Raw genomic sequence first — 13334 nt, 5'->3', positions numbered from 1 at the left:
ACGATGTTCGATGGTGTCTGGCGGAGCCAAGCCGGCGCGGAACTCCGCCTCCTCCAGATGGGCGAGGCGGTCTCCGGGACCTACACCGCCGCCGATCCCGGCTTCGCGCAGACGCATCGAAGCCGCATCCTCGTCGGCACGGCCGAGGGCGACATCATCGGCTTCGTGACCAGCACGTCGTCGCCCCAGGAGATCACGGCCTGGACCGGGCGCCTCGTCCGGACCGACGAGAAGACGGCCGAGGCGATCCACGCGGTCTTCCACGCCGTCGAACGGTCTCCGCAGCCGAAGGCCGTGGCCGATCACGTCGCGCTCGAGACGACCATCTTCTCGAAGGTCGAGAACGCCTGTTCGTGAAGCCAGGGTCGCGTCCCTCCTCGATGGGGTCCCGAGGAACGGGGGCGACCGTGGCGCGAGGAGCGGTCGGCGCATGCGTGATCGGCGACGGCTCTAGATGAACGGAGCGTCGGCTTCGAGGCCCAGAAGGATGCGGCCGGTCGGCACGAGCAACCGGTCCTGATAATGCATGTGCTGGCAGGCCGCGTAGACATCGCGGAGCTGGCGCGCGAACGGCAGGTCTTCGAGGACGGCGGAACTGCCGGCCGCCTCGTACATGCTCGTGACAACCTGCTTCCCGACATGGCCCGCGTACCAGCAGGCCCGCCGAAGCTTGGCCTGCCACGCGAGCGTTATCGGACGGCCGTTCTCGGCTTCCCACCAGAATTCGGAGACCGTGTCCCGGGCGAAGGCGCGCGCGGCACCGAGGCTCGTCTCGGCACGCGCGATCGCGACCTGGACATCCTCGCGAAGTCTCAGGGGCACCTTGCCGCCATGCGGTGTCTTCGTCTGCGCGAGATCGATGAACGCGTCGATCGACGCCCGGGCGATCCCGAGCGGAACACCGATGGCGGCGATCGCGGCCGCCGATGCCATGGGCAGCATGTAGAGGGGCCTTCTGTCGCGAGGCATCATGAGGCTCGCGCCGTCGATGGTCTGCTCGTTCGGCACCCAGATGTCGGTGCACGCGACGTCGTGACTCCCGCTGGCCCGGAGCCCCCCGGCATTCCAGTTGCCGACGACCTCGACATCCTTCGAGGCGATGAAGACGCCGCGCAGCGACGGCCGCCCGTTCTCGTCGAGCTTCGGCCGCTCGCCGTCGATCTGCATACACATGAGTGCGGACACGGAACTGTAGCGGCAGAAGCTCGCCCAGGACCAGCGTCCGTTGATCCGCCAGCCGGATCCATGGCGAACCGCTGTTCCCGTCGGCTGGCCGCTCCCGCTGCCCGCGAACTTCCTGCCGGCAGGGATGAGCGAACGCATCACGTCCGCGTCGATCAGGTCGGCGAAGCGTGACGCGCCCCCGGACGAGATCGCGGCGCACCAGGCGACCGAACCGTCGAGTTCCGCCAGAGCTTCGATCGCCGCCAGGACGCTCAGCGGATGCGCTTCAGGACCGCCCAGGCCCCGCGGAAGCCAGAGCTGCGCGAGACCGGCGTCGATGAGCGCCTCTGCGACCGGCTCCGGCAGGTCCGGGCCGACAGCGAGGGCCGACCGGTGCTCCGCGATGAGTGGCCGAAGCGTCGCGACGGTCGCGAGAAACGCCGCGTCCGGATCTCCGGCTCGCGCGGCAGGGCGGATCGAGGGGGCGACACCGTTCATTCTCAGACCTCATGACTGTCCGAGATGCATAGTAAGTTCGGTGATCGGCCGCTTTCGTGTCTGTCGGAAGAGTTTTTGGTTACGGTCGTAACTGGGGCGCCGTCAGACGATATTATCTGCCGGTCGGGACGCGGTAGATCGCGCTGTAACGGTTGTCGTTGAATTTTTTCGCGCTGGATCCGCGATGATGATGCTTGAATGCTTCGGGTGGACGGTCTCGTGATCGCGGAAGCCGCTGACCAATGTTGACGGGCCGCGCGCGCATCGCGGCCTTCGCGCAACCTAGGACACCGGCATCTCGATGCGGCAGCGCACGCCGTCGCGGTCCAGCGCGTACTCGACCGTGGCGCCCAGGGCATATGCCAGCGCCTCCTGGATCAACTCGGTTCCGTAGCCGCGGCGAGTGACGCGCGCCGCCTGCGCGGGCAGGCCGCTCTCGATCCAGCACAGGGCCAGTCGGCGGCGCTCGCGCCGGTCGCGCACGATCTCCCAGGTGACGCTGAGATGGCCGGTCCCGGTCTTGAGCACCCCGTGCTTGACCGCGTTGGTCGTCAGCTCGTGGACGGCGAGGGCGAAGTTCTGCACCTGTCGCGCGGTCAGGTGCACCTCGGGGCCGGCGACGGTCATGCGGTCGGTCGCGCCGTCGACGTAGGCGGCCAGCTCGGCGCGCACCAGCGCGCCCACCTCGACCGAGTCGCTGCCGTACTGGCTGAGCAGGCCCTGCGCGCGGCTGAGCGCCTGCAGCCGCGCCTCGAACGCCTCGACCGAGCTGCCCTGCCGCAGTGTCTTGCCCGCCACGGCGCTGACGACGCCGAGGAGGTTGCGCGTGCGGTGCTGCAGCTCGTTGATCAGCACTTCCTGGCGCGCCAGCAGCCTGTGGTGGTCCGTGACGTCGATGTTCACCCCCGACCACTTGCGGATCGACCCGTCGGGGTTCGTGATCGGCACCGCGCGGACGTTCGACCACCGCCAGGACGCGCTCGGGGCGTGCCACAGGCGATACTCGTGATCGACCGCCGTCCGCGTCGCGACGGCCTGCCGCCACTTCGCTTCCGTGAGCGCCCGGTCGTCCGCGTGGATCGCGTGGATCCAGCCGCGCCCGAGCCACTCGTCCGGGCGCTGCCCGGTGAACGCGCGCCAGCCCGGGCTGTCGACCTCGATGAGGCCCTCGGCCGAGGCCTCCCAGCTGAACTGACCGAACCCCTCGACCAGCCCGCGGAACCGCTCCTCGCTCGCGCGCAGATCGTCCTCCACCCGCTTGCGCGCGGTCACGTCGCTGGCGGCGCCGAACCATTCGCGGATCTCGCCGTCATCGTCGAGCAGCGGCACGGCCCGGGACAGCGCCCAGCCCAGGCTCCCGTCCGCCTGCCGGACGGGGTGCTCCAGCTCGAACATCGTCTTGGATCGGATCGCCCGCTGGATGGCCTCGCGCAGGCGCGGCTGGTCGGCCGGATCGATGTAGGCGCTCAGCCAGTCGTCGTTCGGGGTGACGGTGTCGGCCAGGAAGCCGCGGCCCTCCAGGACCCGCAGCTCGCTCCAGTCCGGGCTCATGCGGTAGATGACGTCCGAGCTGGCCGTGACGAGGGCGCGGAACCGCTCCTCGCTCGCGCGCAGCCGATCCTCGGCGCGCTTGCGCTGGAGGATGTCCTTGAACAGGACCGCCACCTGCCGCCGTTCCGGCGCCCCGATCGGGAAGGCGTAGACCTCGTACCAGCGCCCGAGCGCGTCGGCGCGGTCCTCGAAGCGTTCCGCCTTGCCGGTTCGGACGATCCGGCCGTAGGTCTCGAACCAGTGCGGCTCGAGGTCGGGCGCCAGCGCCCGGACCGTCCGGCCGACCGCGTCGCGGAGCCCGGTCTGCTGCTCGAAGGCCGCGTTCACGGACAGGAAGCGGTAATCGACCGCCCGCCCGGCCGCGTCGAGCAGGACCTCGATGGTGCAGAAGCCCTCGTCGATGGCGTCGAAGAGGTGGCGGTACCGGGCCTCGCTCGTCCGCAGCTTGGCCTCGGCGCGCAGGCGCTCACCGATCTCGAAGCCGGTCATGTGGACGGCCATGACCTTCCCGTCGGCGTCGCGCACGGGCACGAGGAGCGCGTCGAAGACGTCCTCCGCGGCCCCCTCGCCGCGGGTGTCCAGCGGCTGCCCGGCCACCTGCACGGCCTCGCCCGCGAAGGCGCGCGCGTAGAAGTCCGCGACCGTCGCCCACCCCTCCGGGAACGTGCGCGCGAGCGGCCGGCCGAGACCCTCCGGGTGCCGGGCGCCGTAGAGACGGGCGGCGGCGTCGTTGTAGATCAGGAGGCGCTCGGGCCCGCAGACGAGGGACGCGACCAGCGGGCTGGCGAGCACCTGCTCGACCATCACCTTGAGGCGCTCCGGCCAGCGGGCGGGCGGCCCCAGCGGCGTCCGCTCCCAGCCGAAGTCGCGGATGCGCGCGGCCATCTCGCCGTCGCCCTGTGGCCATGCCGACACTGATACGCCGCCTCGGTGATGTCGCGCGCCAGCATGTCCGCTCGCGGCGCGCGCAGCAACGTTCAAGCCCGATCGGACGACGAAATCTTCGTTCCGCCGGGCGATGACAGCATTCGCGGGGACCGGCTCAGGCCGTCTCGGATCGCGCGAGGCCCAGCTGCTCCTCCACGCACCGACGCATCACGAATTTCTGGATCTTTCCGGAGACCGTCATCGGGAAGGCGTCGACGAACTGGATGTATTTCGGGATCTTCTGATGCGCGATCTGCCCCGCGCAGAACGCGCGCACCGCCGGCTCCGACAGGGTCTCGCCGTCGCGCAGCCTGATCCAGGCGCACAGCTCCTCCCCGTATTTCGGGTCGGAGACCCCGAAGACCTGGACATCCTGGATCTGCGGATGCCGGAAGAGGAACTCCTCGATCTCGCGCGGATAGATGTTCTCGCCGCCGCGTATGACCATGTCTTTGATCCGCCCGACGATGTTGCAGTACCCCTCCGCGTCCAGCGTCGCGAGGTCGCCGGTGTGCATCCATCCGGCGTCGTCGAGGACCTCCGCGGTCCGCGCGGCGTCGCCCCAGTAGCCCAGCATGACCGAGTAGCCGCGCGTGCACAGCTCGCCGCGGGCGCCCCGCGGCGTCACGCGTCCCTCGGGATCCACGATCTTGACCTCGAGATGCGGGTGGATCCGGCCGACGGTCGTGACGCGCCGCTCCAGCGGGTCGTCGCTCGAGCTCTGGAAGCTCACCGGGCTGGTCTCGGTCATGCCGTACGCGATGGTGACGTCGCGCATGTTCATCTGCTCCACGACCCGGCGCATCACCGCGATCGGGCACGGCGCGCCCGCCATGATCCCGGTCCGCAGGGAGCGGAGATCGAAGCGCGCGAACTCGGGATGGTCGAGCTCGGCGATGAACATGGTCGGCACGCCGTAGAGCGCGGTGCAGCGCTCGGCCTGCACGGTCTCCAGTGTCGCGCGAGGGTCGAAGCCCTCGCCCGGAAACACCATGGCGCAACCGTGGGTCAGGGCCGCGAGATTGCCCATCACCATGCCGAAGCAATGGTAGAGCGGCACCGGGATGCAGATCCGATCCTCGGCGGTCAGCCGCATCGCGCGGCCGACGAAGTGGCCGTTGTTGAGGATGTTGTGGTGGGTCAGCGTGACGCCCTTCGGGGCGCCCGTCGTGCCGCTGGTGAACTGGATGTTGGCCGCGTCGTCGAACTGCATCGCGTCGGCGAGGTCGCGCAGGGCGCCGGTGCCGGCCGCGTCGCCCCGGGCCGCGACCGCGTCGAACGGGACCGTCCCCGGGGCCGGCGGTCCGCCGATCTGGATCACCGTGCGCAGGTGCGGCAGGCGGGCGGCGGACAGCCGGCCCGGCCCGGAGGCCGCGAGTTCGGGGGCCAGGGTGCGGAGCATCCCGAGATAGTCGCTGGTCTTGAACGCCGTCGCCGTGACCAGGGCGGTGCAGCCGACATTGTTGAGCGCGAATTCCAGCTCCGACAGCCGGTAGGCCGGGTTGATCGTCACCAGGATCAGCCCCGCACGGGCGGCGGCGAACTGAGTCAGCACCCACTCGGCGCGGTTGAGCGACCAGATCCCGATACGGTCGCCGGGCCGGAGTCCGAGGGCGAGCAGGCCGGCCGCGAAGGCGTCGGCTTGGTCCTTCAGCTCGCGCCAGGTCCATCGGACGCCCTGGGCGTGCGCGACCAGCGCCAGGTGATCCGGCCACGCCGCGGCGGCGCGATCCAGGGCCTGGCCGATGGTCAGGCCGAGCAGGGGCTCGCCGATCGCCCCGTGGACATAGCTCACCGCCCGGTCGCTCATGTCGTCCTCCCTCGTTCCTCCGAACGCGCGCGCCGCCGCGGCGCTGTCCGAGGCCGCCCTTCGATCAGGGTGTCGGCGGCGGCGCGGCGGCCAGCGCGCGGGCGACCTTCGAGGCCGGCTCCCGGCCGAGCTGGGACGCGATCGACCGCCCGGCCGCGGCGAGGGCATCGAGATCGATCCCGGTCTCGATGCCCATGCCGCGCAGCATGTAAACGACGTCCTCGGTGGCGACGTTGCCGGCGGCCCCCGGCGCGTAGGGGCAGCCCCCGAGGCCCGCCACCGCGGCGTCCACGGCCGACACGCCGAGTTCGAGGCAGGCGAGGATGTTGGCCAGGGCCTGCCCGTAGGTGTCGTGGAAGTGCAGGGCGATCGCCTGCAGCGGCACGTCGGCGGCCACCCGCTCGACCAGCCGCCGGGCCGCGCGCGGCGTCCCGGTCCCGATCGTGTCGCCGAGGGCGATCTCGTGGCAGCCCATCGCGTGGAGGGACGCGGCGACGCGGGCGACCGCCGCCGGCGCGACGTCGCCCTCGTAGGGGCAGCCCAGGACGCAGGAGACGTAGCCCCGCACCCGCAGGTCGTTCGCGCGCGCCGCCTCCAGCACCGGGGCGAAGCGGTCGAGGGTCTCGGCGATCGAGCCGTTGACGTTGCGCCGGGAGAAGCTCTCGGAGGCGGCGGCGAACACCGCGATGTCCCGGACGCCGGAGGCGAGGGCCCGCTCCAGGCCCTGCAGGTTCGGGACCAGCACGGAATAGCCGACCTCGGGCCGGGGGCGCAGCCGCGCCAGAACCTCCGCGGTGTCGGCCATCTGCGGCACCCATCGGGGCGACACGAAGCTGCCGGCCTCGATGCGGGTCAGCCCGGCCTCGGCCAGGGCCTCGATCAGCGCCACCCTGGCGGCGATCGGCACCGGCGCGGGCTCGTTCTGGAGCCCGTCGCGCGGCCCGACCTCGACCACCTGCACCCGGGCCGGATAGCTCATGCGGGCCGCTCCTCCGCCGCGAAGGTGACGATCTCGGTGCCCTCCTCGACCATGTCGTCGACGGCGTGGCGGGTTTCGGCGACGGTGCCGGCCTGCGGCGCGCGGAGGGTGATCTCCATCTTCATCGCCTCGATCACCGCGAGCGGCGCGCCCTTCTCCACGGCATCGCCGGGCCGCACCCAGAGCTGGGTCAGGCGGCCCGGCACGGGCGCCGTCACCCGGTCGCTGCCGGACGCCTCGGTCCGGGGCGGGGCGAGGGGATCGACGTGGACCAGCGTCGCGTTCCGGCCGCCGACGATCACCGTCAGCTCCGCGCCGCGGCGGACCGTGCGCAGCCGGCGCCAGACGCCGTCCAGCATCAGCCGCTCGCCCTCGGCGTCCTCGGCGAGCGCCGCCAGGACGGTGCCGCCCGGCAGGTCGAGGCGGGCGCTGCCGTCGGGGAGGGGGCATGCCCGCAGGGTGACGGGCGGCGCGTCGCCGTGGCGGAACTGCAGGTCCTGGTAGCCCGCCCCGTTCATCCGCCACGCATCCGGATCGGCCCAGGGCGACCACGGGTCGCCGCTCGCCCGCGCCTGCGCCGCGACGGCCGTGCGCCGGTCGCGCAGGACGGTCAGGGCGGCGGCGGCCCAGAGCGCGGGATCGACCGCACCGGTCGCAAGCGGCGCCAGCAGGTCGTCGGCGTGGCGGGCGATGAAGCCGGTGTCGAGGTCGGCCGCGCGGTAGGCGGGATGGCCGGCGACGGCGCGCAGGAGACTGAGATTGGTCGTCACGCCGACCACCTCGTAGGCGGCGAGGGCGGCCGCGAGCTGCCGGATCGCGGCCGCCCGGTCCTCGCCCCAGACGACCAGCTTGGCGATCATCGGGTCGTAATCCGGGGTGATCCGGTCGCCCTGCACGATCCCGGTCTCGACCCGCACCCGCCCCGGCACCTCCGGCGGCTGGCGCAGGTGGGCGAGGGTGCCGACCGCCGGCAGGAAATCGCGCGCCGGATCCTCGGCGTAGACCCGCGCCTCGATCGCGTGGCCGCGCAGGGCCAGATCCGGGGCGCCGAGCGGCAGCCGCTCGCCCGCGGCCACGCGCAGTTGCCACTCCACCAGGTCGAGGCCGGTGACCATCTCGGTCACCGGGTGCTCGACCTGGAGCCGGGTGTTCATCTCCATGAAGTAGAAGGTCTCGCCCTCGGCGATGAACTCCACCGTGCCGGCGCCGACATAGCCGACCGCCCGCGCCGCCGCGACCGCGGCCTCGCCCATCCGCGCGCGCCGGACCGGATCCATCCCCGGGGCGGGCGCCTCCTCGATCACCTTCTGGTGGCGGCGCTGGATCGAGCAGTCGCGCTCGAACAGCGAGACGGCGTTGCCGTGGCTGTCGGCGAAGACCTGGATCTCGATGTGCCGGGGGCGGGTCAGGTACGCCTCGATCAGCACCCGGTCGTCGCCGAAGGACGCCCGCGCCTCGCGCTGGGCGCCGGTCAGGGCGGACTCGAACGCCGCGGCCGCCTCGACGACGCGCATGCCCTTGCCGCCGCCGCCGGCCGAGGCCTTGATCAAGACCGGGTAGCCGATCCGGGCGGCCGCCTCCTTCAGCGCCGGGAGATCCTGCGCGGCGCCGTGATAGCCCGGCACCAGCGGGACCCCGGCGCGCTCCATCAGCGCCTTGGCCTCGGCCTTGGAGCCCATGGCGCGGATCGCCGCCGGGGGCGGGCCGACGAACACGAGGCCGGCCCCGGCGCAGGCGCCGGCGAAGTCCGCGTTCTCCGACAGGAAGCCGTAGCCCGGATGGATCGCCTCCGCCCCGGCGCGCCGGGCGACGTCGAGGATCCGCTCGGCCACGAGGTAGCTCTCGCGCGCCGGGGCGGGCCCGATCGGCCACGCCTCGTCGGCCATCCGGGTGTGTCGGGCGCCGGCATCCGCCTCCGAATAGACCGCGACCGTGCCGATGCCGAGGCGCCGGGCGGTGGCGATCACCCGGCAGGCGATCTCCCCGCGGTTGGCGATGAGGATCTTGCCGAACATGGCCGCCCCCTCAGTCCCGCCGCCACGGGGCTAAGCGCTTGTCGAGGAAGGCGGCCATGCCGGCCTGCCCCTCGTCGGAAGCACGACGCTCGGCAATGCGCCGCCCGGTCTCGCGCCCCAGGTCGGGGTCCACCGGCCGCCCCTCGCACAGGAAGACGAGGTCCTTGGCCTCGGCCTGCGCGCCCGGGGCGCCCCAAAGGATGTCGCGCAGCACCTCCGCGCCGGCCGCCTCCAGCCGGTCGTCGGGCACCACCTCGTGCACGAGGCCGATCGCCCGGGCGCGCTCGGCGGAGAAGACCTCCGCGGTCTGGAACAGGCGCCGGGCCCAGCGCGGGCCGATCGCGTTGACCACGTAGGGGCCGATCGTCGCCGGGATCAGGCCGAGCCGCACCTCGCTCAGGCAGAACCGCGCGCTCTCGGCCGCGATGGCGATATCGCAGCAGGCGGCGAGCCCTACGCCGCCGCCGTAGGCCGCCCCGTGCACGAGGGCGAGCGTCGGCTTCGGCAGCCGGTCGAGACTGTGCATCAGCCCCGCGAGCCCGGCGGCGTCGGCGAGGTTGCTGTCGAAGGACTGGCCGGCGATCCGGCGCATCCAGGCGAGGTCGGCGCCCGCCGAGAAGCTCTGGCCGGCGCCCGCCAGGACGACCGCCCGGATCCCGGAGGCGGCGCCCAGCCGGTGCAGGGACGCGGTGAGGGCGGCGATCAGGCCGTCGTCGAAGGCGTTGTGCTGCTCCGGACGATTGAGCGTCAGGGTGGCGACCCCGCGCTCGTCGACCGCCTCCAGCAAGGTGCCGCTCATCCCGCGCCTCCTACATCCGGAACAGGCCGAAGCGGGTCTCGGGAATCGGTGCGTTGAGGCTCGCCGAGAGACCGAGCGCCAGGACGCGGCGCGTGTCGGCCGGGTCGATCACCCCGTCGTCCCAGAGCCGGGCGCTGGAATAGTAAGGGTGGCCCTGCTCCTCGTACTGCGCCCGGATCGGCGCCTTGAACGCCGCCTCGTCCTCCGCCGACCACGTGCCGCCGCGGCCCTCGACACCGTCGCGCCGGACCGTGGCCAGGACCGAGGCGGCCTGCTCGCCGCCCATCACGCCGATCCTCGCGTTCGGCCACATCCAGAGGAAGCGCGGCCCGTAGGCCCGCCCGCACATGCCGTAATTGCCGGCCCCGAAGCTGCCGCCGATCAGGACGGTGAATTTCGGCACCGCCGCGGTCGCGACGGCGGTGACCATCTTGGCCCCGTCCTTGGCGATGCCGCCGGCCTCGTAGCGCCGGCCGACCATGAAACCGGTGATGTTCTGGAGGAACACCAGGGGCACGCCGCGCTGGGCGCAGAGCTCGACGAAGTGGGCGCCCTTCAGGGCACTCTCCGAGAACAGGATGCCGTTGTTGGCGACGATCCCCACCGGGTAGCCCCAGATATGGGCGAAGCCGCAGACCAGGGTCTGGCCGTAGAGGTGCTTGAACTCGTCGAAGTCGCTGCCGTCCACCAGCCGGGCGATGACCTCGCGCACGTCGTAGGGCGTCCGGCGGTCGGCCGGCACCGCCGCGTAGATCTCCTCGGCGGCGTAGCGCGGCGGCTTGGGCTGCCGCGGCGCGAGCGCGGGGCGCTTCACCGCGTTCAGGTTGGCCACGATGCGGCGGGCGATGCCGAGGGCGTGGGCGTCGGTCTCCGCCATGTGGTCGGTCACGCCCGAGATCCGGGCGTGCACGTCGGCGCCGCCGAGCTCCTCGGCGCTGACCACCTCGCCGGTCGCGGCCTTCACCAGCGGCGGCCCGCCGAGGAAGATCGTGCCCTGGCCGCGGACGATGATCGATTCGTCGCACAGCGCCGGCACGTAGGCGCCGCCGGCGGTGCAGGAGCCCATCACCACGGCGATCTGGGCGATGCCCTGCGCCGACATCGTCGCCTGGTTGTAGAAGATGCGGCCGAAATGGTCCCGGCCCGGGAAGACCTCGTCCTGGCTGGGCAGATGCGCGCCGCCGCTGTCGACGAGGTAGAGGCAGGGCAGCCGGTTCTGCTGCGCGATCTCCTGCGCCCGGAGGTGCTTCTGCACCGTCATCGGGAAGTAGGTGCCGCCCTTCACGGTCGCGTCGTTGGCGACGATCACGCACTCGCGCCCCGCGACGCGGCCGATGCCGGTGACGATCCCGGCCGAGGGGACCTCGCCGCCGTAGAGGCCGTACCCGGCGAGCTGGCCGATTTCCAGGAAGGGCGAGAACGGGTCGATCAGCGCACGGATCCGGTCCCGGGGCAGGAGCTTGCCGCGGGCGCGATGGCGCTCCCGCGCGGCCTCCCCGCCGCCGAGCCGGACGCGGTCGGCGGTCGCGCGCAGGTCCGCCACCAGGGCGCGCATGGCCTCGTCATTGGCGCGGGCCTCGGGCGCGCGCGGATCCAGAGCGGATTCGATCACCGGCATGGGGCCCGCTCCCCGCTCAGGCCGTCTCGGCGAACAATTCGCGGCCGATCAGCATCCGCCGGATCTCGCTCGTGCCGGCGCCGATCTCGTAGAGCTTGGCGTCGCGCAGCAGGCGGCCGGTCGGATAGTCGTTGATGTAGCCGTTGCCGCCGAGCGCCTGGATCGCGTCGAGGGCCACCGCGGTCGCGCGCTCGGCCGCGAACAGGATCGCGCCCGCGGCGTCCCGGCGCGTCGCCCGCCCCCGGTCGCAGGCCCGCGCCACCGCGTAGACGTAGGCCCGGGCGGCGTTCGTCGCCGTGTACATGTCGGCGATCTTGCCCTGCATGAGCTGGAACTCGCCGATTGGCCGACCGAACTGCCGGCGCTCGTGGAGGTAGGGCAGGACGACGTCGAGGCAGGCGCGCATGATGCCGAGCGGCCCGGCGGCCAGCACGGCGCGCTCGTAGTCGAGGCCCGACATCAGCACGCCGACGCCGCGCCCGACCGCGCCCAGGACGTTCTCCTCCGGTATCGCGCAGTCCTGGAACACCAGCTCGCAGGTGTTCGAGCCGCGCATGCCGAGCTTGTCGAGCTTCTGCGCGGTGGAGAAGCCGGGAGAATCCTTCTCGACCAGGAACGCCGTGATCCCCCGCGGACCGGCCTCGGGATCCGTCTTGGCGTAGACCACCAGGACGTCGGCGTCGGGACCGTTGGTGATCCACATCTTGGTGCCGTTCAGGACGTAGCGGTCGCCGCGCCTGTCGGCCCGCAGCCGCATGGAGACGACGTCGCTGCCGGAGCCCGGCTCGGACATCGCGAGCGCGCCGACATGCTCGCCCGCGATCAGCTTCGGCAGGTAGCGCCGCTTCTGCGCCTCGGTGCCGTTGCGGCGGATCTGGTTCACGCAGAGGTTGGAATGCGCGCCGTAGGACAGCCCGACCGAGGCCGAGGCCCGGCTGATCTCCTCCATGGCCACCGCGTGCTCGAGGTAGCCCATGCCGGCGCCGCCATAGGTCTCCTCGACGGTGACGCCCAGAACGCCGAGGGCGCCGAGCTTGCGCCAGAGGTCCGCGGGAAACGCGTTGCTGGCATCGATCGCCGCCGCGCGGGGGGCGATCTCGGCGCGCGCGAAGCGCTCCACCTCGGCGCGCAGGGCGTCGGCCGTCTCGCCCAGGCCGAAGTCGAAATCCTGCAGGCCGATGGGCATCGCGCGTCTCCTCGCCTGAGAATCGGGCACTCGCCTCTTTGAAACGAACGTACGTTCGTTAAGCGGTGCTGGCAAGGCGATTTACGAACGGTTGTTCGTTAGCCTATAGCGGGGATCGGCGTGAGCATTCCCCGGTGTCTGTTGCGCTCTGAACTGTCTTCGGAGTGTCTTCGTGGGTCGTACCGCCGGATCGAACGGGCCGCGCACGGCCGCCGCCATCCGCCGGGCCGGGCTTCGGCTCATCTATCGCCACGGCTACGAGGCGATGACCCTGCGCGCCCTGGCCGCCGAGGTCGGGATCCAGGCGGCCTCGCTCTACAACCACATCCGCAGCAAGCAGGATCTGCTGTTCGACATCGTCCGCGACCACATGGAGACGCTGCTGGCGCGGACCGACGCGGCGCTGGCGACGGCGACCGGCACCCCGACGGACCGTCTCCGCGCCTTCGTGGCGCACCACGTCACGTACCATCTCGAGAAGAAGCAGGAAGTCTTCATCGCGAATTTCGAGCTGCGCTCGCTCGACCCGCCGCATTACGCGGCGATCGTCGCCCTGCGCCGGGCCTACGAAGACCGATTGGTCGCGCTGCTCGAGCGGGGATCGGAGGCGGGGGAGCTGGACGTCCGGGATGCGCGGGTCGCCGGCTACGCGATCCTCGGGATGCTCACCAGCGCCTGCACGTGGTACCGGCCCGACGGCCGGATGACCAAGGCGGAGATCGTCGCCCTGCACACCGACATGGCGCTGCGGGGTTGCGTCAGGCGTCAGCCATAGACCCCGTCGCGC

10 protein-coding genes are annotated in these 13334 nt (G+C 72.0%); 2 read left to right on the top strand and 8 right to left on the bottom strand.

The window, feature by feature from the left end:
* The first annotated feature begins 3 nt into the window (after window positions 1–3).
* The gene (locus BMY19_RS11180; protein WP_100251753.1) at window positions 4–357 is read left to right on the top strand and encodes an avidin/streptavidin family protein; all 354 of its coding nucleotides are present in this window, start codon (window positions 4–6) and stop codon (window positions 355–357) included.
* A gap of 93 nt (window positions 358–450) precedes the next feature.
* Here BMY19_RS11180 and BMY19_RS11175 read toward each other — a convergent pair whose 3' ends face one another.
* The 8 genes from BMY19_RS11175 to BMY19_RS11140 all read right to left on the bottom strand — a co-directional run bounded on the left by BMY19_RS11175 (window position 451) and on the right by BMY19_RS11140 (window position 12547).
* Window positions 451–1662, bottom strand: coding sequence for an acyl-CoA dehydrogenase family protein (locus BMY19_RS11175; protein WP_100251752.1), 1212 nt, complete (start codon window positions 1660–1662; stop codon window positions 451–453).
* 282 nt (window positions 1663–1944) lie between these two features.
* Complete coding sequence (locus BMY19_RS11170) at window positions 1945–4098, bottom strand: PAS domain-containing sensor histidine kinase (RefSeq protein WP_100251751.1); 2154 nt, start codon at window positions 4096–4098, stop codon at window positions 1945–1947.
* 157 nt (window positions 4099–4255) lie between these two features.
* Window positions 4256–5950, bottom strand: coding sequence for an AMP-binding protein (locus tag BMY19_RS11165; RefSeq protein ID WP_100251750.1), 1695 nt, complete (start codon window positions 5948–5950; stop codon window positions 4256–4258).
* 64 nt (window positions 5951–6014) lie between these two features.
* On the bottom strand, window positions 6015–6929 hold the full coding sequence (locus tag BMY19_RS11160) for a hydroxymethylglutaryl-CoA lyase (protein ID WP_091978542.1): 915 nt from the start codon (window positions 6927–6929) through the stop codon (window positions 6015–6017).
* Window positions 6926–8944, bottom strand: a complete 2019-nt coding sequence (locus BMY19_RS11155) for an acetyl/propionyl/methylcrotonyl-CoA carboxylase subunit alpha (protein WP_100251749.1) — start codon at window positions 8942–8944, stop codon at window positions 6926–6928. Before BMY19_RS11155 ends, BMY19_RS11160 begins: the two co-directional genes overlap by 4 nt.
* A gap of 10 nt (window positions 8945–8954) precedes the next feature.
* Window positions 8955–9743 carry an enoyl-CoA hydratase-related protein gene (locus BMY19_RS11150; protein WP_100251748.1) on the bottom strand — a complete coding sequence of 263 codons (789 nt, stop codon included), beginning with the start codon at window positions 9741–9743 and terminating at the stop codon, window positions 8955–8957.
* A gap of 10 nt (window positions 9744–9753) precedes the next feature.
* Entirely contained in the window at window positions 9754–11361 is a 1608-nt protein-coding gene (locus BMY19_RS11145) for a carboxyl transferase domain-containing protein (RefSeq protein ID WP_100251747.1), read from the bottom strand.
* 16 nt (window positions 11362–11377) lie between these two features.
* The gene (locus BMY19_RS11140) at window positions 11378–12547 is read right to left on the bottom strand and encodes an isovaleryl-CoA dehydrogenase (RefSeq protein ID WP_100251746.1); all 1170 of its coding nucleotides are present in this window, start codon (window positions 12545–12547) and stop codon (window positions 11378–11380) included.
* Between the two features lie 172 nt (window positions 12548–12719).
* On the opposite strand from BMY19_RS11140, the gene BMY19_RS11135 reads away from it, so the two are divergent.
* On the top strand, window positions 12720–13322 hold the full coding sequence (locus BMY19_RS11135) for a TetR/AcrR family transcriptional regulator (RefSeq protein WP_020094829.1): 603 nt from the start codon (window positions 12720–12722) through the stop codon (window positions 13320–13322).
* Window positions 13323–13334 lie beyond the last annotated feature (12 nt).

This window comes from Methylobacterium sp. UNC300MFChir4.1 (assembly GCF_900110155.1).
Taxonomy (GTDB): Bacteria; Pseudomonadota; Alphaproteobacteria; order Rhizobiales; family Beijerinckiaceae; genus Methylobacterium.
The sequence above is the reverse complement of the archived record's forward strand: the minus strand, read 5'-3'. Positions and strand labels throughout refer to the sequence as shown.